Raw genomic sequence first — 20957 nt, 5'->3', positions numbered from 1 at the left:
AATAGCATAGGTTATTTGGGGTTTATGAATAGGATTTTTAAGGTAAGTGGAAATTAATGCAGAAAAAAGCATCTCGATTGAGATGCTTTAAACGATATAAAATAATTAAATTTTTTAACGTTGATTTGCTTATTTTGCACTTGTGCGAATCAAGTAATCAAAGGCGCTAAGTGAGGCTTTTGCACCTTCACCAGCGGCAATGATGATTTGCTTATAAGGTACGGTTGTACAGTCACCTGCTGCAAACACACCTTTGATATTAGTTTCGCCACGAGCATCAACAATAATTTCGCCCATCTTATTACGCTCAACAGTACCTTCTAACCACTGTGTATTAGGTAATAAACCGATTTGAACGAAAATACCTGCTAATGCAATATCATGCATAGAATCATTAGTACGATCTTTATATTTTAGACCTGTTAACTTAGTGCCATCGCCATATACTTCTGTAGTTTGCGCATTTAAGATAACTTCTACATTGCTTAAGCTACGTAATTTTTTCTGTAATACTGCATCTGCTCTCATTTCTGGAGCAAATTCTAATACTGTTACATGTTCAACTAAGCCAGCTAAGTCAATTGCAGCTTCAACACCTGAGTTACCACCACCAATAACAGCAACTCTTTTACCTTTAAACAGAGGGCCATCACAATGTGGGCAATAAGTTACACCACGAGTGCGGTATTCATTTTCACCGGGAACATTCATATTTCTCCAGCGAGCACCTGTTGCAATAATTAGGCTACGAGTTTTTAAAATTGCACCTGATGCTGTTTCAATTTGATGTAATTCCCCTTCTGATGCACCCGGAATTAAGCGACTAACAGTTTGGCTATCAATCACATCCACTTGGTAATCATCAACGTGAGCTTTTAATGCACCTGCAAGTTTTGCACCTTCAGTTTTTGGTACTGAGATGTAGTTTTCAATATCAACAGTATCAAGAACTTGACCACCAAAACGTTCGCCAATAAGGCCTGTATTTAAACCTTTACGAGCGGAATAAACAGCTGCAGATGCACCCGCAGGACCACTACCCACAATTAATACATCAAATGCAGCTTTTTGATTCAACAATTCTGCAGTACGTTTTTCTGCATTGCTATCTACTTTGTTAACGATTTCAGCTAAGGTCATACGGCCTTGACCAAACTCGTTACCATTTAAGAATACAGCAGGAACGCCCATGATATTACGTTCCTGAATTTCATTTTGGAACATGCCTCCGTCAATCGCAGTATGTGTGATCTTCGGATTTAAAATCGCCATTAAGTTTAATGCCTGAACAACATCAGGGCAGTTATGACAAGAGAGCGAATAATAGGTTTCGAAATGAAACTCACCGTCTAACTGACGAATTTGTTCAAGTAATTCTTGTGCTTCTTTTGATGGGTGTCCACCAGTTTGCAGTAATGCTAAAACTAATGAAGTAAATTCATGACCTAATGGTGAACCTGCAAAACGAACACCAGTTTCTTTCCCTGGGTTGGTAATAAGAAAAGATGGTTTACGTACATTTGCGTTATTATCTTCACGATAAGTGACTTTATCGGATAATGGTTCGATTTCTTTTAATAGCGCTTGGATATCAGCAGAATGTTTACTGTCGTCTAATGTTGCTACTAACTCAACTGGCTGGGTTAATCGTTCTAAATAAGCTTTCAATTGAGCTTTTAAATTATTATCTAACATTTTTGCACCCTCAATAAAATCGGGTGCCGAAACACCCGATAAATAACTTTTTAGTGGCTTAATTCTTATTTAGATTTTGCCAACTAAATCCAGTGATGGAGCTAAAGTTGCATCACCTTCTTTCCATTTTGCTGGGCAAACTTCGCCTGGGTGGCTAGCTACATACTGAGCGGCTTTAACTTTACGCAGCAGGTCTGATGCATCACGGCCAATACCTTCAGCTGTGATTTCAATTGCTTGGATGATACCTTGTGGGTCAACAACGAAAGTACCACGGTCTGCAAGACCTTCGTTCTCACGCATATTTTCGAAGTTACGAGTTAATGCGCCAGTTGGATCGCCAATCATGCCATATTTGATTTTACCGATAGTTTCTGAGCTGCTATGCCATGCTTTATGGGTAAAATGTGTGTCAGTAGAAACTGAGTAAATTTCTACGCCCATTTTTTGGAACTCAGCATAATGATCAGCTAAGTCACCTAATTCAGTTGGGCACACAAAAGTGAAGTCTGCAGGGTAAAAGAAGAAAACGCTCCATTTGCCTTCGACGTCCTTTTCAGTCACTTCAACGAATTGACCGTCTTTAAATGCCATGTTTTTGAATGGTTTGATTGGGGTATTAATTAAAGACATTGTATTTCCTCCTGTTTGGTATGGGACTAATGTACCTATTCCATTTGAGAATAGCTAATACATTCCTGCTATCAGTTCAATAGGTTTTACCTAATTAGTTGAAGAAATTGATAGAGATAGGTTAACGAAATGTAGCTATTAAAGCAAATGGACAACAAGTCAATTACGCCTACTTTCTATTAGCCTACTCTCTGTTTAATATCCTTAGCTTCAGCAACGAAATGATTATAACATTATGAATTATAAAATTAATATTCAATCCAGCATAGATAGATTCAATATTATTGCGCTAATTTGGCAGGTTTAAGAATAGTATAAGTACATTCAAATGCTGCCTTTTGAATACGATAAACATCTTGGCTATCTGTTGTGGATTGCACAACGGCATCGCCCGATTGAAAACGTTGTAATTCTCCCCAAGGAGCTTTCATTGCAAACGCGGGTGTAGATTCAGGCACAATAAAATAATTCATTTCGATACCTTTAGGGATAAAAGGCTGATAATTATCGGGATAAGACGTTATATTGATTTTGATCTTATTTTTATCTGTTTCGCTATAACGCTGAATAAATTTGTTTTTCCTTACCAGGATTTCCTCATTACCTGTTTCTGGGCAAATATTTTGTACTACCCAATCTCCTGCTTTTGCAGATTCTGAAACTGTTTCAATCCCTTCACCTTTAATTATCGTTGTAATGATCTCACCTTCTTTGGCTGGTCTTGCTAGGACAGGCTTTGTTTTAATTGCAACACCAGTGATCCCCGCTTGCTGAGCTTGCGTAAAGTAAGCGACACGTTCTTTTTGCGGTAATTGAGAAAGATCATTAGCAAACACAAATGAAGGAATTAAGGTTAAGCCTATTAATAGTGGTTTTGTTCTATTTTTCTTATAGGTCTTGTCGTTATTTGAATTACTGCGTTGTATATAGAAAGGCATTGAATTGTTTCCTGATAAATATCATCTGCACTTAATACGCTAGTCAGCGTCTGTAAACATTAAACCGATTATGGCAGGAAATAAAACAATGGCACGAGTAAAATCAGATACCTAGTCGAAAAAGATCAAAAAATCGAGAGATCTCACAACTTAGAAAAGAGAACATGTAATTAAGAGAAAAAAGGTTCAAGTAGTTAAATAAAACGTTAGGATATTTCTTCATCAAACCTATTTAATTAAAAGGAATTACTTATGCAAATAATTTACCCTGATGACTATTCAAAAACAGGAAAACCTGATGAGGCCTTTGAACAAGAATATCGTTGCGCTCAAATGCTAAATATTCATTGTTTGTTACTCTCATCAGAAGATATGGCATTGGGCAAATATAAGTTTTCACATCCTTTTAAATCAGACTCTCCTGTTATTTGGCGTGGATGGATGCTAAATAAAGACGAATATCAACAGCTATACCATGCTGTGAATACTCATGGTGGTCAAATGCTTGAAACTTCTGAAGATTATATCCGTAACCATCATATAACGGGTTGGTATGAAAATTGTAAAGAGTTCACACCAAGAACAGTTATCACAACTATGGATACTGACTTTGAAAGCTTAACTAACCAACTTCAATGGCCAGCTTACTTTGTAAAAGACTATGTAAAATCTTTAACAACCACGAGAGGTTCCATCGCTAAAAATGCAGATGAAATTAGAGAAATACTAAAACTTATTGCACAGTTTAGGGGAAACATTGAAGGTGGTGTAAGTCTTCGCTATGTTGAGGAATTTATTAATGATAGTGAGCGCAGATATTTTGTTTTAAATAAGAAAATATTCTCTGCGGATGATGAAATTCCTGAGTTTGTAAAAAAAGTAGCGCAGCATGTAAACACACCCTTCTATTCCATTGATGTAGTCAAAAATGCAGTAGGAGAATTACGTTTAGTTGAAATTGGTGATGGGCAAGTTTCAGACATTAAAGAGTGGTCAGCTGAAAAGTTAGTTAAGGCTTTTTTCTTATCGGGTATCTGATGTTTTATGTCCCAACACTGAGTAAACTATATAAAAATATAAAGACCTCAATTAGCCAACAATACGCTGTATCTTGAAGTCTTTATATAAAATCAATCTCTAACAAGAAGTACTAAGAATAAAGTTAAAATAGATACTTAAAGCGAATACGGGCACCGTAACGATCTTTATCACTGCTATTTACATTAATGTCGTCTTTACCATCTATACGTGAATAATAAGCACCTAAATAGGTTTTAAAATTATCCATATCTAAAATATTAGGCAGTTCATAAGAAGCAAATACAGTGTTGATATTGTACTTACCGGGATTGAGTGTTAAATAGGTGTCATTTTGACCACTGCTATTCCCGTTTTTGTGATAGTAAGTTTTAATATCATTATGAGCATAAATATAACCAAGTTGAAATTTACGCCACAACACATTACTACCAATAGAAAAATCATTTTCATCTTTAGCGTCGAGATAAGCAGCACTTAAATTTGCAACAATACCGTTAATAGGATCATCAGCTAAAGTGTCCCATTTTACAGTTAAGCCATAACCTGTACGTCGCGATTGATCTTGGAATTTTCCATTTTCATCATCATAGCCATAGGCTTTGTTTATCACATTTGCATCTATTGCTCCTGCAATAGTTAAATTATCTTTCTGCCATGCAACAACAGGACGCATATAAATAACATTTTTGCGATTATCAAGTTTACGTCCATGATATTCATTGTCTTTAAAAACAGAAGTTCCATCTTCAACTAAAGCATTTAGCTCAAAATACCAGTCGTTATAGTGTGTATTAACCATCATACTACCACCGTCACTACTACGACCTCGCCCTTCTTTCATCATATAGATATAGCCAAAACCATCACCATATAAATCATTTGCTGTATTACCTGAATACTCAACAAATGTATCTTGGTTTAGAGGGAACATGTCGTAAGCTTCATAACGACCAATTTTATATTGCCATTTATCGCGTTGACCAAAGTAGAAAACAGCATCATCTAGATTCATTTTACCTGTCATGTCAGCCATAGGCTGAGCACGAAAACCAGCATAATTGCCGTTTTTTAATTCTCGTTCACCATCCACACCAATTAAAATGCGCCCGTTAAGTGACCATTTTTCATTATCATCAAAGTCTTTTTGATTACCGGGCATCATTCTCATCGAGGTTAGTTGCCCTTTTTTACTCGCCGCATCGATATTATATTCAACGTCACCATACAATTTGAGATCACCCCAATTTGTATTGGTAGAGAAAAAGCCCGTACCTTCTTTATTTTTCGTACTAGCAAGCTGAGCCGATTGTTTTTGTTGGATTTCATTAAGCTGAGTTTGTGCAATGTTTACTTTTGCTTGAGCCTCATCAGATTGCTTTTCTAATATAGCAACGCGTTGCTCCATGCCGACGGTTGTAACATGATCCGTTTTAGATAGGCTGTTGGAATTAATTAATTGCTCAAGGCGAGCCGCTTTTTGTTCTGCGGCAGCGGCTCTAGCTTCAGCAGCAGTTGCACGTTGTTCAAGTGCATTTAATCTTGCTTCAATAGCACTTATATCAGTTTGTGCATTTGCACATAATGGCGTAGCGAGTATTAAACTTATCACAACAGATAATGCTTTTACTTTCATTCGAATATTCCTAAATTAGCAAATGTTGGTTTAACAGGTACGGCAAATACATAACAATCAATTTAGTTGATTGATTGTTCTATCTAGTGAGCGTATTGTTATTTTTATTCGATAATATTTTTATAAATATCAATCAGTTATTCGCATCATTATTTCTATTCTTAACAATAAATAAACCGATACCTCATCACTTTGCCATTATTTATGCTGACTAGCGTCCTACATCATAAGTAAGGCTACGTTTGAACTAAGGTACTTATTCTCGTTTAAGTACTTACAAACGCTTATTATTTTGATTCAGTATTTAATTTATTATTTCAAGCATATCTCTGGTTTAAGTTTTCAAATTTTATAATGGGTTCACTAGCTAAATAAAATAATAGTTAATATGGAACATTTCCACAATCATTTGTGATTTTTTTGAGGTTAGTACAATAACCTAAGAAAAACGATGTAATCCTCATCAAAAAATGATGATTTACAAATAAATGAAGTTAAGGATTAACTTAGATAGCGATAGAAGATAAAGAGAGTTTTATCAGGAATTAGGCGGCTTTGATATTTAGAAACCATTTATAATGATAACAAGTGGGTAGGAATAGCTTGATTGAAGGGAAAATAACAGAGGTCATATCATTATAACCTCCGTCCATCATTATCATATTCTGCCAGGTTTACGTAACGCTCTACGAAAATAAGAAACTGGCATTTTAGGGCAAATTTGTTCTTTTACTGCTGGATTATTTTCCAAATCATCTTTGTCTATTTCATTATTTCTTCTTGAATTTTGTAGCTGAGTATCTGTTTTATTCATCTTCCCTTTCCTCTGAGATCAATGCCTCATTGATAGCTTCAATTTTCTCAACTGCTTCATTAAGAATAGAAGCAATACGTCCTGCTCTTTCCACAGAGAGCTCTTTTAATACTAATTTATGGCGTAAAACTGCTTTTAATTTACCAACAGCAGATTCAATTTCCTCAGAAACACCACCTGCGTTTTGAGATAAATCTCTCGCATAAGCCAGTTTCTTTTGAATATTGGCATCTATATCCTGATGTTCTGCTAAAAATGCAGTGCCTTCAGGTGTAATGCTGTAGTTTTTACGGCCTTTTTCAGCAATCGTCGCAACTAATAGATCTTGCTCTTCAAGTAGTGTTAGCGTTGGATAAATAACACCTGGGCTAGGTACATATAATCCTGAAGATGCCTCATCTATTTCTCTAATAATTTCATAACCATGGCTTGGTTTTTTCGAGATCATGCTAAGTAGCAGAACGCGTAAATCACCATGATCAAACATACGTTTTAACTGGCGACCTTGGCCTTTACCTCTGCCACCGCATCCACGACCACGTTGTTTTCCATGCCCTTCAGAACCATGCTCACCATGACAACACTCACCACGACCTTCATGTCCATGACCGTGTTCACCATGACGGCATTCGCTACGACCTTCGTGTCCATGACTGTGTTCACCATGACAGCAATGCTCACCATGATTTTCTTGGTGCTGGCTATGTTTGCCTTTACCACCACAACGCCCTTTTCCGTGACCATGTCCGCCATTTTCAGCACGTTGTTGATAAAGTGAGTTTAATGCTCGAATCATCATAAATATTCCCTCATTGTTTTAGATATATCGAATTCATGGGGTGTAATATAATCCGATATATCTAAATGATCAAGTTTTAGATATATCTAAATACACATCTAAATTCTCCTTCTTATTAACAATATGATTTATCTATGATTATATCTTTCAAACGTAGCCTTAATTATGAATGATTATCATTCTCTGGCTTGCTTTTACGTGCTATCAATAAAAATAAAAGAAGATAATTAACAATAATGAATAAAAAGCAGACACCTTTAGCTTTAGATGCACACAAAAAAGAACATATTTACAATACAAAGAGTGACACTGTCACCTTTAATTCATTTAAAAAAAGCGAAGATAATGAGTAACAACCCACTACTTCGCTTTTTAACAAAATTTATTTTAATTGTAGGAAATATAAAAAAGAGATATTGCTACTGGTCTAATGCGGATAAAACTACTTTCTTAATATATTGATATCCAGCTTCAATTTGTTGATCATCACAAATTTCAGTACTTTTTATAGTAAGCTGCAACAAATTTAAGTATTTGATAGTTTCCCACTCATTGTTATCAAAACCGCACTCAGAACAAAACTGCGCTGGTGCATCATCGCTATTACGAGCACAAAACGTTAATAAACTTAAATCTTGTTTATGATGACTTTTTATAACCAAGTTTTCATAGATTGTTTTATTCAGATCATTTTGCGTTTCTAAGTCCTTATTTCCTTTCTTTACAATCGCAAAATTTAGTTTATTAAAGTCAGATACAGATAAAATACGAATATAATAGTGATCACCTTCTTTTTCGAAAGCTGCGGCTTGATTAAAAAACTGCTCAAGTTTGACACGCGTTTCCCATTGAATTTGTGCATATTTTCCATATCCAGATGAAGTAAAAGGATAGAGTTGATGCACACTCCACATCGACGCCACTGCCGGTGCGGATTGAATACCATCAATTTCAGGAACGTTATCTGCTTGATCTGGACATAATCTAGGGGGACTTGTTAAAAAACGACTAAGACGCGCATCTTTAATACATACTACACCAGTTGGATATGGTGAAAATCCAGCTTGAAATGGTTCAAAAGAGACTGAATCAGCGAAAGAAAGTTGTGTGATGCTTTCATATATTTCAGATGTCAATTGCAGTAGTGGTGCTTCTTTCTTTAATTTCTTACATAAAATCTGATAAGGAATAAGATCATAATTGTCATCAAGAAATAAGCTTTTCATATAACCAAATTGCGATGCATCAATATGGATATAAAATGAATTGTTGTATTTTTCCTCACACTCTTTTCTTAGTTCAAAAAGTGGTTTTAACTTATCAACACAACCATAAGACGGTGTGCCGAATATTCCTATAACGCCAAGAATAGGCTCGCCTTGTTCAATCAGGCGAAAAACAATACTGCGTGTTTTTTCAATATCGGTTTTAAATGTTTCATCAATAGGCAATGCAATAAGATTGTCATATCCCAACCCAAGGATATCCATTGCTTTTTTCCAAAATTCAAAACAGGAAACAGGAACAAGCAGTTTTCCTAAATGCATTGTTTTTGTCATGCCTGTTCCTCGGCATGTTAAATGACTAACATCATCAAAAATCCCACGCTCATTGAGTTGTTCGCTTATTGCTAAAATATCTGTGACAGACATATTGAATAACTCAAAGGCTTTTTTATCTGCAACCAAATCCCGTGATTTTGGATGACGAGCAATTGCCATTGGTAATGTTTTTAAATTTCTAAGTGCCCATAATATTTCATAGCAAGCAAGAGTATGGCTTGTTGTGATATGACCAAATGCATCTTCTGATGAGAAACCGATTAATTTACAGAGATCATCTGTAATTTTCTTTTCTTGTTCTTTTAGTAAGGGGGAATGATTATTAAAAACATTATCTGAGTTGCATGCTAATGCAGAAAGATAACCAAATTTCGCCAATTGCATCACTTGTGAATGATGATGGGAAAAATAAGGTTCAATATCAGATTGATTATAATTATTTTGTTGTTTTAAAGTTTCTAAAATACGTTCATAAGCATTATCTACTGCTTTTTTTTCAATAGTGTTACTTTTTATTTTAGCGTCTAAACTCTCGCTATTATTTCTTTTCATTTTATTTGCTTTAGGAAAAGAATACTCACTATTCATTAGTATTTTTGCCATCTCTCGATGATAACATGTAAGAATATCAATGGTTCGGGTATGGTATACACGCTCTGTAGCACTCAGACAGGTTTGTTTGTAATTTGCCATCATCGCACCTATATATAAATTTTTATTATCTGTTTTAATGAAATTTGTGTTTATTAATCGTCAATAATTAATCTTTATTCAAATGATATACTACATGATGAGTAAGAATCTTCTTTATTTTATTGATATCAGTTAACATTTTTCTAGTTTGATTTAAGCAAAAGATACTTTAATGATAAATGATTTAGCTTTATTTGTTAGTTTACTAAATTCACTATTAATTTTGATTTAAGTTATATTTCTGTAAATGTGATATTATTTTTGATAAGGTCAATATTTAAATCTACCTTAATCAGAATTAATGAATATTTCTATTGCTTAATATCTATTAAAAAGAATAGATATTAAATTACTTATCTAAAATAAGAATTTATTTATTTAAATGTTATTCATTTTTTCTTCAATACATAAAAAAACACATGAAATATTTAACATGTGTTTTTCGGAATATTCGCTTTTTAGAAAGTAACAGAAGTGCTTACTCTTATATCAAATACGTTTTAAGCACTCTTATTTTTACTCTTTTCCGTTATAAGATAAGATTTCAAGCATTACCTTACCAATTAAATCACCAGACTCCATTAACTCATGTGCTTTACCCACTTCTTTTAATGGAAAAATAGCATTAATGATTGGTTTAATTTTTCCTTCAGCAATAAGTGGCCACACTTGCTGTTTTAATTCTTGCGCTATTTGTGCTTTCTCTTCTATTGAGCGAGATCGCATCGTTGAACCAGTATGAATTAAACGCTTAATCATCATTGGCATCATATTTAAATTTTTAGGCATTCCTTTCATCATGCCCACTTGTATAACGCGCCCAAACTTGCTGGCAACTTGATAATTTTTTTCTACGTAATCCCCACCAATAATATCGAGAATAACATCAACGCCTTTCCCTTCAGTTAAAATAGGAATTTCTTTAGCAAAATCGGCCTGTTTGTAATTGATGACATAATCAGCGCCGAGTGCGCGGGCTGTGGCAGCTTTTTCTTCAGAGCCAACTGTTGTATAAACTGTCGCACCTATTGTGTGAGCAAGCATGATGGCAGTTGATCCTATTCCCGATGTTCCACCATGAACAAGAACAGATTCACCTTGTTTTAGTTTTCCTAACTGAAATAAATTAGCCCAGACAGTAAAGAAATTCTCAGGCAATGCTGCTGCTTCAATGTCCGTTAAATTCATTGACGGTAATGCGATATCTTCATGCGCAATACAATATTGAGCGTAACCACCACCAGCAACTAAAGCACAGACTCTATCGCCCAACTGCCATTTAGTGCAACTTTCCCCTAATGCAACAACCTCTCCAGCAACTTCAAGACCTGGAATAGGTGAAGCATCTGCTGGTGGCGGATAACTGCCTTGACGTTGAAAAATATCAGGGCGATTCACACCAGAAGCTGCAACTTTGATCAAAAGATAATGTGGAGGAAGTGGCGGTATCGGTGATAGTTGGGGTTGTAATTTATCTATACCACCAGGCTCTATAATGGCAATTTCTAACATATCCGCAGGTAAAACAGTTGTTTTCATCATATGCTCCCATTTTATTTTGCCACTCTCAAAACTTAATAATAAATAAAATTAACATGTTATCTCTCACTTTAATAAGGATGTGAGCTTATTAAGCAATAAATAACTTAAGTCTATTTGAGAGAGATTATAACCAACCTTGCTTCTGATGTTGTATGCAAATCGGGCACAATTTTGCATCTGGAGTCCAAGATAAGAAGGCTAAACGACATTTTTCACAGTGGGCATTATAATAATGGTAATGTGTTGGTTCGTTATTTTTAGCAACTTGTTCATTAACATGGATAGATTTAGGAAAACAAACCACTTCACAATTCATGCAACCCGTACAACGCTTTTCATCAAGCATGAATATATTGTTTTCAAGTTTAATCGCACCTTCATCACACACTTTGGCGCAGGCAGAGCAAAGAATACAGCTGTCTTTGTCTAACTGAATTTGGAACCAACTATCTTCAGGATAAAGCTGTTTTCTTGCATTTAATCCTGTTCTTACTTGATTTTTATTGAGCGGTTTTTCATCTAATTTTTGACGAAAAAGCATAAAACGACGTCCGCTATCAATATCAGTAGGCTCTGTGATAATTAATTGCCAAATAGGCTCTTGTAATGTTTTTAGTTGAAGATTTAAGTTTGCTAAAACAGGAAGCCATTTATCCACTAAAGGCTGTGCTATCTTCATTCCTCTAATTTGATATTGGCGATGCCACACTAATAATTCTTCTGTACTTGCTAACGGTTCATCATGATTAACAACAAGGTAATTATCTTGGTGTGTTCTTTCGTGAGGCGCGATATTTTCTATCGCGTCAACGGGACAGGTAAATAGACAATTACCACATTGAAAACAGAGTTCATTGTCTATTTTTACATCTAAGTGAGCAAAAGTGATAGCGCCCACAGGGCAAACTTTGGAACAACTATCACATAGGCTTTGTTTGAGGCGTTTTCTAACACATTTATCATTAATAATCGGTTCAGGAGGAAGATCTACCTTAATGAAACGCCTCATACATCACTACTCCACTACTTAACAATAAAAAATGCAAAACGATTAAGAATTTCTGCAATCAGTATTATTGCGCTACTTGCTAACACCATACGCAATCCTGAAGTAAATACAGCATTACGATATTTCCATACACTGTATCCCATCATTAAAATATCAAGAACTGACATAAGCTATGCAGATATTCTTAATCCGAATGTTTCATTATACGCAATGATAGGCGTGTGAGGGAACGTTATTGCATCATTTGTTGAAATGACTGCTTCAAGGTAGCATTAAGTTGCATCAAAAATACATCTAGTTAACTTTACCTAATCTTTTGTTATAAAAATAAAGAGTTATGCATAAAAAATACGAATTTAAGGTAGAGTCGTAAATAAAATGTCAATATAAAGGTAAAAAATATTGAAGCGCCTCTTCATTTTTGGCTTTTGACAAGGATAATTTAGTAATAGCACTATGACTTCGTTAGAAAATCGAATAATATACCAATTGAGTATAGGGTTAGCGCAAATTGTTCTAAATAGACCTTTAAGCAAAACATTGTTTTTATCAAGATACATGTTTTGTTACATTCAGAATTATTTCCACACGTACCGTTATTCCCCTTACTAATTACTGCAATATGTGTTAAAATTGACGCATATCAATATTTTTATTTGTAATGAGCAAGCTTATGATCCCAGAAAAACGCGTCGTTCGCCGAATCCAATCTGGCGGTTGTGCAATCCATTGTCAGGATTGCAGTATTAGCCAGCTCTGCATCCCGTTTACTTTAAACGAGCATGAGCTTGATCAACTCGATAATATTATCGAGCGTAAAAAGCCCATCCAGAAAGGTCAAACCTTGTTTAAAGCAGGTGATGAGCTGAAATCACTTTATGCCATACGTTCCGGTACAATTAAAAGTTATACCATCACGGAAGAAGGCGACGAGCAAATAACAGGATTTCATCTTGCTGGTGATTTGGTTGGCTTTGACGCCATTATTAATACTGAACATCCAAGTTTCGCACAAGCTTTAGAAACATCTATGGTCTGTGAAATTCCATTCGAAACTTTGGATGACCTGTCAGGCAAAATGCCTAACTTACGTCAACAAATGATGCGCCTAATGAGTGGTGAAATCAAAGGTGACCAAGAAATGATCTTACTGCTATCGAAAAAGAATGCAGAAGAACGTCTGGCTGCTTTTATTTATAACCTCTCACGCCGTTTCGCACAGCGTGGTTTTTCTCCTCGCGAATTCCGTTTAACCATGACTCGTGGTGATATCGGTAATTACTTAGGTTTAACTGTCGAAACAATTAGTCGCTTACTGGGTCGCTTCCAGAAAAGTGGCATGTTAAGCGTTAAAGGCAAATACATTACTATCGAAGATAGTACACTGTTAAGTGAACTTGCAGGCAAACTTCCTTCATCAGTTGAAGTTTAATCTGTTACATTTCACACGCTAATTTTATAACGGGGCACACAAATTTGTGCCCCGTTTTCTATTTTGTACTATTGCATTTTATCTTCTTGGGTTATCTTTAAATTGTAGATGGATAAATCCAGCCCTAAAGAGGATATTACAATGGAAAAATATCAAAACCTTCTCGTTGTCATTGATCCTAACCAAGATGACCAACCAGCACTTCGCCGTGCTGTCTATATCGTTCAGCGTAATGGTGGGCGGATAAAAGCTTTTCTACCTGTTTATGATCTCTCTTATGACATGACAACCCTTTTATCTCCCGATGAACGTAATGCAATGCGTAAAGGTGTTATCAGCCAAAAGGCAGCTTGGATCAAACAGCAAGCACGCTATTACCTTGAAGCGGGCATAGAGATTGATATAAAAGTCATTTGGCATAATCGCCCCTATGAAGCCATTATTGAAGAAGTTGTTGCACATCAACATGACTTACTCATAAAAATGGCTCACCAACATGATAAATTAGGTTCACTCATTTTTACGCCTCTGGATTGGCAATTGCTTAGAAAATGTCCTTGCCCTGTTTGGATGGTCAAAGATAAAGAGTGGCCTGAATACGGTACTATCGTTGTCGCCGCAAATTTATCGAATGAAGAATCTTATCATGATGCCCTTAATCTGAAACTGATTGAGCTAACAACCGACTTATCTCATCGCATACAAAAAGATCCTGATGTTCATTTACTTAGCGCTTATCCCGTTGCGCCGATTAATATTGCGATTGAGCTACCTGATTTTGATCCTAATCTTTATAACAATGCACTACGTGGTCAACACCTTATTGCGATGAAGGAACTTCGCCAGAAATTCAGCATTCCCGAAGAGAAAACACATGTTAAAGAAGGATTGCCAGAACAAGTGATCCCTCAAGTTTGTGAAGAGTTAAATGCTGGCATTGTTGTTTTGGGTATTTTAGGAAGGACGGGGCTTTCAGCCGCATTCTTAGGAAATACTGCGGAGCAACTGATTGATCATATCAAATGTGATTTATTGGCTATCAAACCTGATGGTTTTACCTGCCCTATTACTGTTGATAGTGATCACGATTAAACGCTCTGTATACTAAATAAAAAAGCCAGTCAAAATTTTGACTGGCTTTTTGCTATTCGCTATCTGTATCTATTACAGTGCTTTTAAAATTGCATCCACACTGGCTTTAGCATCGCCAAACAACATCTGTGTATTCTCTTTAAAGAATAGTGGATTCTGAACCCCTGCATAACCTGTATTCATTGAGCGTTTAAACACAATAACATTTTGCGCTTTCCACACTTCTAATACTGGCATACCTGCAATTGGGCTATTTGGATCATCTTGTGCCGCTGGGTTTACTGTATCGTTAGCGCCAATAACCAAGACTGTATCAGTGTCAGAGAAATCATCATTGATTTCATCCATTTCTAATACAACGTCATAAGGCACTTTAGCCTCTGCTAACAATACATTCATGTGACCCGGTAAACGCCCTGCTACTGGGTGAATACCAAAACGCACTTTCACACCACGCTGGCGTAATTTTTCAGTAATATCATGAACAGGGTATTGTGCTTGAGCAACCGCTAATCCATAACCTGGAGTGATAATGACTGAGGTTGAATTTTTCAGCATATCAGCCACTTCTTCCGCGGTTGTTTCGCGGTACTCACCCATTTCACCTTCTTCTGTTGAGGCTGAGCCATCAGTACCAAATCCGCCCGCTATTACGCTAATAAAAGAGCGATTCATCGCCTTACACATAATATAAGAAAGGATAGCACCTGAAGAACCCACTAATGCACCCGTTACAATTAACAAGTCATTGCTTAACATAAAGCCTGCTGCTGCTGCTGCCCATCCTGAGTAAGAGTTCAGCATCGAAACAACAACTGGCATATCCGCACCACCAATTGACGCAACTAAATGCCAACCAAATGCCAAGGCAATCACAGTCATTATGATGATTAAGAAAACTTGTAAACCAACACTGTCAGTTTTAACAAACCAAACCATCAATAAAAAAGAAACCACTAAAGCTGCAAGATTTAATTTATGACGATTAGGTAACATCATCGGTTTAGATGACATTTTCCCACTTAATTTACCATAAGCGACAATCGAACCCGTAAATGTAACAGCACCAATGAAGATCCCTAAAAAGACTTCTGTTAGGTGGATATTCACCATGACAGGATCCATTGCTGTATTGTGGTCAAGATAACTGTTAAAGCCCACTAAAACTGCCGCTAAACCTACAAAGCTGTGCAAGATTGCGACCAATTCTGGCATTTGAGTCATTTCGACTTTTTTAGCTAAACGAATACCAATAACGGCACCGATTACCATTGCAATAATGATCCAACTCACATTGCCAGCATAAGGCCCGAAAATGGTTGCGAACAATGCAATTGCCATCCCTGCAATACCAAAGTAGTTACCTTGTTTAGAGGTTTCATGCTTTGATAAGCCGGCAAGGCTGAAAATAAATAATATTGCGGCGACAATATATGCCGCTGTAACAACTCCGCTGGACATAATTGTCTCCCTTATCCTTTACGGAACATTTTCAACATACGTTGAGTAACAGTAAATCCACCAAAAATATTAATACTCGCAATCAATATTGCGATAAACGAAAATAGGCTAACCCAGCCACCACTACCAATTTGGAGTAAAGCACCAACGACAATAATGCCTGAAATTGCATTTGTTACTGACATTAATGGCGTGTGCAATGAATGACTTACATTCCAAACAACGTAATAACCTACAACACAAGAAAGTGCGAATACCGTAAAGTGAGATAAAAACTCTTTCGGTGCAACATTTGCAAGCCATGCAAACAATAAAAAGGCTATCGCTAATAAACTGTATTTCTTCCAAGGTGAAACCGGTTTAGCAACGGGTTTTTCTTGTGGTTTTGCAGCAGGAGTAACTTTAGGTTGTGCTGAAACTTGAATTGGTGGCGCAGGCCATGTTACTTCACCCGCACGAATTACAGTCACACCACGGATGACAACATCATCAAAATCAATATTGATATTACCGTCTTTTTCTTTACACAATAATTTCAATAGATTAACTAAGTTAGTACCATAAAGTTGAGATGACTGTGCTGGTAAACGAGCAGCTAAATCAGTGTAACCAATGATTTTTACACCATGTTCTGTCGTAAAGACTTCATTAGGCACGGTATATTCGCAGTTGCCACCATTTTGAGCCGCAAGGTCGACTACAACACTTCCTGGCTTCATTGAATCGACCATCTCTTTCGTAATTAAACGAGGAGCGGGTTTTCCTGGAATTAATGCCGTTGTAATGATGATATCAACATCTTTTGCTTGTTCTGCAAATAATGCCATTTCAGCATCAATAAATGCTTTTGACATTACCTTAGCATAGCCATCACCACTGCCCGCTTCTTCTTTAAAATCAAGCTCAAGGAATTCAGCACCCATGCTTTGAACTTGCTCTTTAACTTCAGGGCGAGTATCAAATGCGCGAACAATTGCACCAAGACTTCCTGCGGCACCAATCGCAGCAAGACCTGCAACTCCAGCACCAATAACCATCACTTTAGCTGGTGGTACTTTACCTGCGGCGGTAATTTGTCCAGTAAAGAATCTTCCGAATTCATGGGCAGCTTCTACAACAGCACGGTAGCCTGCAATATTTGCCATTGAACTTAACGCATCAAGAGATTGTGCACGAGAAATACGTGGCACACTATCCATTGCCATCACGTTAATATTCTTTTCAGCTAACTTTTCGAGTAATGCCGCATTTTGAGCTGGCCAAATAAAACTTACCAGTGTCGCGCCATCTTGTAGCAACGTAATTTCATTATCCAGAGGTGCATTTACCTTCAAAATAATGTCTGATTCCCAAACATTTTGAAGAGCGAGGATCTCGGCACCGGCGTCCTGATAAGCTTTATCTTCAAAGCTTGAGGCAATACCTGCGCCATTTTCAACTGCGACTGTAAATCCTAATTTTATGAGTTGAGTCACTGTAGCTGGTGTAGCTGCAACCCTTGTTTCATTAGAAAGTCGCTCTTTGGGTATACCAATTCGCATAATTTTCCCTTCTTATCCATAGAGTTCTGTTAAAACTTCTCCGTTAACTTCACATTCATGCAAAAAAAATGTTAAAAATAATAATATGCATGCCATTAATCGGAGTTCTAATAACCTACTGAAAATAAAACCAATAATCTATATCTGTGTAAAGCTAAAATTGAACTTAATTAGATCATTTTAGTCGAAAAGGCATATTTATGAATTATTCACTATATTCAGGTAAATATCTGGTAACATATACTGGTCATTTGACTCTGTGGTGATTCGCTAAATAAAATAATGCGACAAATGCTATTATTACATGTAATAATTAATCCCTATGTGATAAACCACGACGTTCAGCACATGACCAATATTAATTGCGCAAGGCGGAAGGATTTTGTATGAAGCTGAAAACCTCAGTCATCGCAGCAGCGATGTTGTCTTTAACTAATATCACTGTTGCGCAGGCTGCTCAGGAATTAACACCCGAACAAGCTGCAGAACTAAAACCATTTGAAAGAATTACAGTTATCGGTCGTTTTAACGCTATTTATGAAGCCGCTGATGCGGTATCTCGTCGTGCGGATAAAGTCGGTGCTGATAGTTTCTATATTCAAGGCCTAGATGATATTAGTGATAGCGGCAACATGAGTGTTACTGCTGATCTATACCATAAAGATGCACCTAAAGCAGATCAAGAAAGCTATCGCGTCTTTCATGGCGTGAAAGAACTACCAAAACCTGAAGCAATTCTGCTACAACCATTTGATACAGTTTCTATCCGCGGTTACTACCCTACAACCCCTGATATTAACGACGCAATTGCAAAAGCGGCAGCTAAAAAAGGTGCTGCATCATTCTTTATTGTACGTAACGTATCAACAAATGATGGTGGTAACCAAGAAGTAACAGCTTATATCTACAAAAAAGATGCGCCTAAACGTGCAATTCAAGCACCAGAGGCTGTCGTTCCTTATGACTCAGATGCAGGTCGCGCACTTATTGCAGAAGGCGGAGCCGCTGCCAATAAAGTTGAAAAACCTGGTCTTGCATCGAACACTGATTTTGATAGAAGTGTAGGAACATTTGCTGATACACAAACTTCGGGTGCTAGTGGTCGTTACACTGTCACATTACCTGATGGTACTGAAATCCAAGAAGTCAACAAAGCAGCTGCTGCATTAATGGATCCATTTGATACCATTACATTTAGCGGATACTTTGTAAACTCACCAGAGATTTCTTATCAAGTTGCTAAACGTGCAGCTGCAAAAGGTGCCAAGTATTACCATATTACAAATGAATGGCAAAGTGATGGTGGTACAGTCACTATTACCGCTGACCTATTCAAGTAATAAAGCGTCCTAATTAAAAAAACCTTGCTGATGCGAGGTTTTTTTTACTCAAAATATCATCAAAACCAACCTCATTTTGTAAAAGTGCATAATTTTTATGATTTAATGCATAGACAACCAAGTCAACTCTCCGTAAAATCTCGCTGTTTTTTAGTGTTTTTATCTTTATTTAAATTTGAGATATTCATATTTATTCTATTTACTGACCAAAAAACAAGAAAATACGCTATTTATTTACAATTTTAATCACGTAGGTAATTATCCTTGAATAAGAAACTTGGCTTAATATCACTCACCGCGTTAGTATTAAGCTCAATGGTTGGTGCAGGTGTATTCAGTTTGCCTCAAAATATGGCCGAAGTTGCCAGCCCTGCCGCATTGATTATTGGCTGGGTGATAACTGGCATTGGCATCCTCTTTCTTGCTACATCTTTATTACTCCTCTCACGCCTTCGACCTGATCTTGATGGTGGCATTTTTACCTATGCGAAAGAAGGATTTGGTGAATTTATTGGTTTTTGTTCAGCATGGGGTTATTGGGTCTGCGCTGTTGTTGCTAACGTTTCTTATCTTGTTATTGTTTTTGCTGCCTTTAGTTTTTTTACAGATACACCAGAGAACGTTATTTTTGGTGATGGGAATACATGGCAAGCATTAATTGGGGAATCAATCTTACTTTGGGTTGTACATTTTCTTGTATTACGTGGTGTTCAAACTGCAGCCAGCATTAATTTAATGGCGACAATGGCAAAACTCCTTCCTTTAGGGTTATTTGTTATTGTCGCCCTATTAGCTTTCAATATGGATATATTTACCCTTGATTTTAAAGGTGTAAATCTGGGTGTCCCTGTTTGGGATCAAGTCAAAAATACCATGTTGATTACACTGTGGGTATTTATTGGCATTGAAGGCGCGGTCGTAGTTTCCGCAAGAGCTAAAAATCGTCGTGATGTTGGTTTAGCAACAGTACTCGCCGTTGTCATCGCATTAGTTATCTATATTCTTGTCACTTTATTATCGCAAGGTTTAGTTAGCCAAGCAGAATTAGCAGCGATGAAAAACCCGTCAATGGCGCCGTTACTTGTTCAGCTTATTGGTAACATAGGCGAGATAATTATTGCAGCGGGTCTTATTCTCTCTGTATGTGGTGCATATTTAAGTTGGACAATTATGGCGGCAGAAGTGCCTTATATTGCCGCACTACATCACTCTTTCCCTAAACAATTAGGGAAGCAGAATAAAAATGATGCGCCTTCATCTTCATTATGGTTTACCAATTGTGCAGTCCAATTCTCTTTAGTTTTAATTTGGTTGACGGGAAGTAACTACAATACATTACTGACCATTGCATCAGAGATGATCCTTGTTCCTTACTTTCTCGTCGGTGCATTTTTATTTAAAGTGGCAATTGCACGCAGTAGCCGTGCCTTATTATTAATAGCCATACCTGCAAGTCTTTACGGTTTATGGCTACTTTATGCATCAGGTGTTATTAATTTATTACTCTCTGTCGTTCTGTATGCACCAGGTATCCTAATGTTTTTATATACACGCAAGCAGTATAAAGATAAAAAACCATTGCATATAAGTGAGCGAATTCTGTTAGCACTGGTATTATTTGGCGCTATTCCGGCATTAAGCTACTTAACTATTTACTAAAGACAATCTGAGAGGTACTCGAAAAACAGTGCCTCTCTTACCTTTCTCTTCCTTCTCTCCAAAAATCAATTTC

At 36.7% G+C, this 20957-nt stretch carries 17 protein-coding genes; 5 read left to right on the top strand and 12 right to left on the bottom strand.

The genetic code is table 11. From position 1 onward, the window contains the following. Positions 1-129 precede the first annotated feature (129 nt). The 3 genes from ahpF to ABN212_RS08600 all read right to left on the bottom strand — a co-directional run bounded on the left by ahpF (position 130) and on the right by ABN212_RS08600 (position 3266). Entirely contained in the window at positions 130-1695 is a 1566-nt protein-coding gene (gene ahpF, locus ABN212_RS08610) for an alkyl hydroperoxide reductase subunit F (protein ID WP_198619452.1), read from the bottom strand. A 69-nt stretch (positions 1696-1764) separates the two neighbouring features. Beyond that, positions 1765-2328, bottom strand: a complete 564-nt coding sequence (gene ahpC, locus ABN212_RS08605; protein ID WP_006536680.1) for an alkyl hydroperoxide reductase subunit C — start codon at positions 2326-2328, stop codon at positions 1765-1767. Between the two features lie 281 nt (positions 2329-2609). Continuing rightward, complete coding sequence (locus ABN212_RS08600) at positions 2610-3266, bottom strand: hypothetical protein (RefSeq protein ID WP_349443110.1); 657 nt, start codon at positions 3264-3266, stop codon at positions 2610-2612. Positions 3267-3518: 252 nt separating this feature from the next. Between ABN212_RS08600 and ABN212_RS08595 the strand changes: the two genes are divergently transcribed. Then, entirely contained in the window at positions 3519-4304 is a 786-nt protein-coding gene (locus ABN212_RS08595) for an ATP-grasp domain-containing protein (RefSeq protein WP_198630515.1), read from the top strand. 124 nt (positions 4305-4428) lie between these two features. Here ABN212_RS08595 and ABN212_RS08590 read toward each other — a convergent pair whose 3' ends face one another. The 7 genes from ABN212_RS08590 to ABN212_RS08560 all read right to left on the bottom strand — a co-directional run bounded on the left by ABN212_RS08590 (position 4429) and on the right by ABN212_RS08560 (position 12526). Continuing rightward, positions 4429-5940 (bottom strand): carbohydrate porin, encoded by a 1512-nt coding sequence (locus tag ABN212_RS08590; RefSeq protein ID WP_198632154.1) that lies wholly within the window; start codon positions 5938-5940, stop codon positions 4429-4431. A gap of 658 nt (positions 5941-6598) precedes the next feature. Continuing rightward, positions 6599-6754 (bottom strand): hypothetical protein, encoded by a 156-nt coding sequence (locus ABN212_RS08585; RefSeq protein ID WP_164996164.1) that lies wholly within the window; start codon positions 6752-6754, stop codon positions 6599-6601. Then, positions 6747-7553 carry a PadR family transcriptional regulator gene (locus ABN212_RS08580; protein WP_349443109.1) on the bottom strand — a complete coding sequence of 269 codons (807 nt, stop codon included), beginning with the start codon at positions 7551-7553 and terminating at the stop codon, positions 6747-6749. Before ABN212_RS08580 ends, ABN212_RS08585 begins: the two co-directional genes overlap by 8 nt. Positions 7554-7972: 419 nt before the next feature. Further along, complete coding sequence (locus ABN212_RS08575; protein WP_198632156.1) at positions 7973-9808, bottom strand: pyridoxal-dependent decarboxylase; 1836 nt, start codon at positions 9806-9808, stop codon at positions 7973-7975. A 516-nt stretch (positions 9809-10324) separates the two neighbouring features. Further along, positions 10325-11350, bottom strand: coding sequence for an NAD(P)H-quinone oxidoreductase (locus tag ABN212_RS08570; RefSeq protein WP_311747737.1), 1026 nt, complete (start codon positions 11348-11350; stop codon positions 10325-10327). Positions 11351-11474: 124 nt separating this feature from the next. Further along, the gene (locus tag ABN212_RS08565) at positions 11475-12359 is read right to left on the bottom strand and encodes a 4Fe-4S binding protein (protein WP_198620020.1); all 885 of its coding nucleotides are present in this window, start codon (positions 12357-12359) and stop codon (positions 11475-11477) included. 14 nt (positions 12360-12373) lie between these two features. Beyond that, the gene (locus ABN212_RS08560) at positions 12374-12526 is read right to left on the bottom strand and encodes a hypothetical protein (protein ID WP_198625658.1); all 153 of its coding nucleotides are present in this window, start codon (positions 12524-12526) and stop codon (positions 12374-12376) included. A gap of 506 nt (positions 12527-13032) precedes the next feature. On the opposite strand from ABN212_RS08560, the gene ABN212_RS08555 reads away from it, so the two are divergent. Continuing rightward, positions 13033-13791 (top strand): FNR family transcription factor, encoded by a 759-nt coding sequence (locus ABN212_RS08555; RefSeq protein ID WP_036912995.1) that lies wholly within the window; start codon positions 13033-13035, stop codon positions 13789-13791. 141 nt (positions 13792-13932) lie between these two features. Continuing rightward, entirely contained in the window at positions 13933-14883 is a 951-nt protein-coding gene (gene uspE, locus ABN212_RS08550) for a universal stress protein UspE (RefSeq protein ID WP_109372272.1), read from the top strand. A gap of 72 nt (positions 14884-14955) precedes the next feature. Here uspE and pntB read toward each other — a convergent pair whose 3' ends face one another. Together pntB and pntA are read right to left on the bottom strand one after the other, a co-directional pair. Continuing rightward, positions 14956-16344: a Re/Si-specific NAD(P)(+) transhydrogenase subunit beta gene (gene pntB / locus ABN212_RS08545; protein ID WP_198620018.1), complete on the bottom strand. Its 1389-nt coding sequence runs from the start codon at positions 16342-16344 to the stop codon at positions 14956-14958. 11 nt (positions 16345-16355) lie between these two features. Further along, entirely contained in the window at positions 16356-17885 is a 1530-nt protein-coding gene (gene pntA / locus ABN212_RS08540) for a Re/Si-specific NAD(P)(+) transhydrogenase subunit alpha (protein ID WP_198620017.1), read from the bottom strand. Positions 17886-18271: 386 nt separating this feature from the next. Here pntA and ydgH point away from each other — a divergent pair, with 386 nt between their 5' ends. Together ydgH and ABN212_RS08530 are read left to right on the top strand one after the other, a co-directional pair. Then, positions 18272-19225, top strand: a complete 954-nt coding sequence (gene ydgH, locus ABN212_RS08535; protein ID WP_100158325.1) for a DUF1471 family protein YdgH — start codon at positions 18272-18274, stop codon at positions 19223-19225. Between the two features lie 264 nt (positions 19226-19489). Continuing rightward, positions 19490-20884 (top strand): basic amino acid/polyamine antiporter, encoded by a 1395-nt coding sequence (locus ABN212_RS08530; RefSeq protein WP_349443108.1) that lies wholly within the window; start codon positions 19490-19492, stop codon positions 20882-20884. The last annotated feature ends 73 nt before the right edge of the window (positions 20885-20957 follow it).

Origin of the sequence: Proteus genomosp. 6, assembly GCF_040139785.1 — a bacterium.
GTDB lineage: Bacteria > Pseudomonadota > Gammaproteobacteria > Enterobacterales > Enterobacteriaceae > Proteus.
This window is presented reverse-complemented; position numbering and strand designations above follow the sequence as displayed.

Coding starts and splice junctions, on each gene's coding strand:
- ABN212_RS08585 (WP_164996164.1), bottom strand. CDS start 6,754: ATGAATAAAACAGATACTCAGCTACAAAATTCAAGAAGAAATAATGAA.
- ABN212_RS08590 (WP_198632154.1), bottom strand. CDS start 5,940: ATGAAAGTAAAAGCATTATCTGTTGTGATAAGTTTAATACTCGCTACG.
- ABN212_RS08565 (WP_198620020.1), bottom strand. CDS start 12,359: ATGAGGCGTTTCATTAAGGTAGATCTTCCTCCTGAACCGATTATTAAT.
- ABN212_RS08595 (WP_198630515.1), top strand. CDS start 3,519: ATGCAAATAATTTACCCTGATGACTATTCAAAAACAGGAAAACCTGAT.
- ydgH (WP_100158325.1), top strand. CDS start 18,272: ATGAAGCTGAAAACCTCAGTCATCGCAGCAGCGATGTTGTCTTTAACT.
- ABN212_RS08555 (WP_036912995.1), top strand. CDS start 13,033: ATGATCCCAGAAAAACGCGTCGTTCGCCGAATCCAATCTGGCGGTTGT.
- ahpC (WP_006536680.1), bottom strand. CDS start 2,328: ATGTCTTTAATTAATACCCCAATCAAACCATTCAAAAACATGGCATTT.
- uspE (WP_109372272.1), top strand. CDS start 13,933: ATGGAAAAATATCAAAACCTTCTCGTTGTCATTGATCCTAACCAAGAT.
- pntA (WP_198620017.1), bottom strand. CDS start 17,885: ATGCGAATTGGTATACCCAAAGAGCGACTTTCTAATGAAACAAGGGTT.
- ABN212_RS08560 (WP_198625658.1), bottom strand. CDS start 12,526: ATGTCAGTTCTTGATATTTTAATGATGGGATACAGTGTATGGAAATAT.
- ABN212_RS08570 (WP_311747737.1), bottom strand. CDS start 11,350: ATGATGAAAACAACTGTTTTACCTGCGGATATGTTAGAAATTGCCATT.
- ahpF (WP_198619452.1), bottom strand. CDS start 1,695: ATGTTAGATAATAATTTAAAAGCTCAATTGAAAGCTTATTTAGAACGA.
- ABN212_RS08580 (WP_349443109.1), bottom strand. CDS start 7,553: ATGATGATTCGAGCATTAAACTCACTTTATCAACAACGTGCTGAAAAT.
- ABN212_RS08600 (WP_349443110.1), bottom strand. CDS start 3,266: ATGCCTTTCTATATACAACGCAGTAATTCAAATAACGACAAGACCTAT.
- pntB (WP_198620018.1), bottom strand. CDS start 16,344: ATGTCCAGCGGAGTTGTTACAGCGGCATATATTGTCGCCGCAATATTA.
- ABN212_RS08575 (WP_198632156.1), bottom strand. CDS start 9,808: ATGGCAAATTACAAACAAACCTGTCTGAGTGCTACAGAGCGTGTATAC.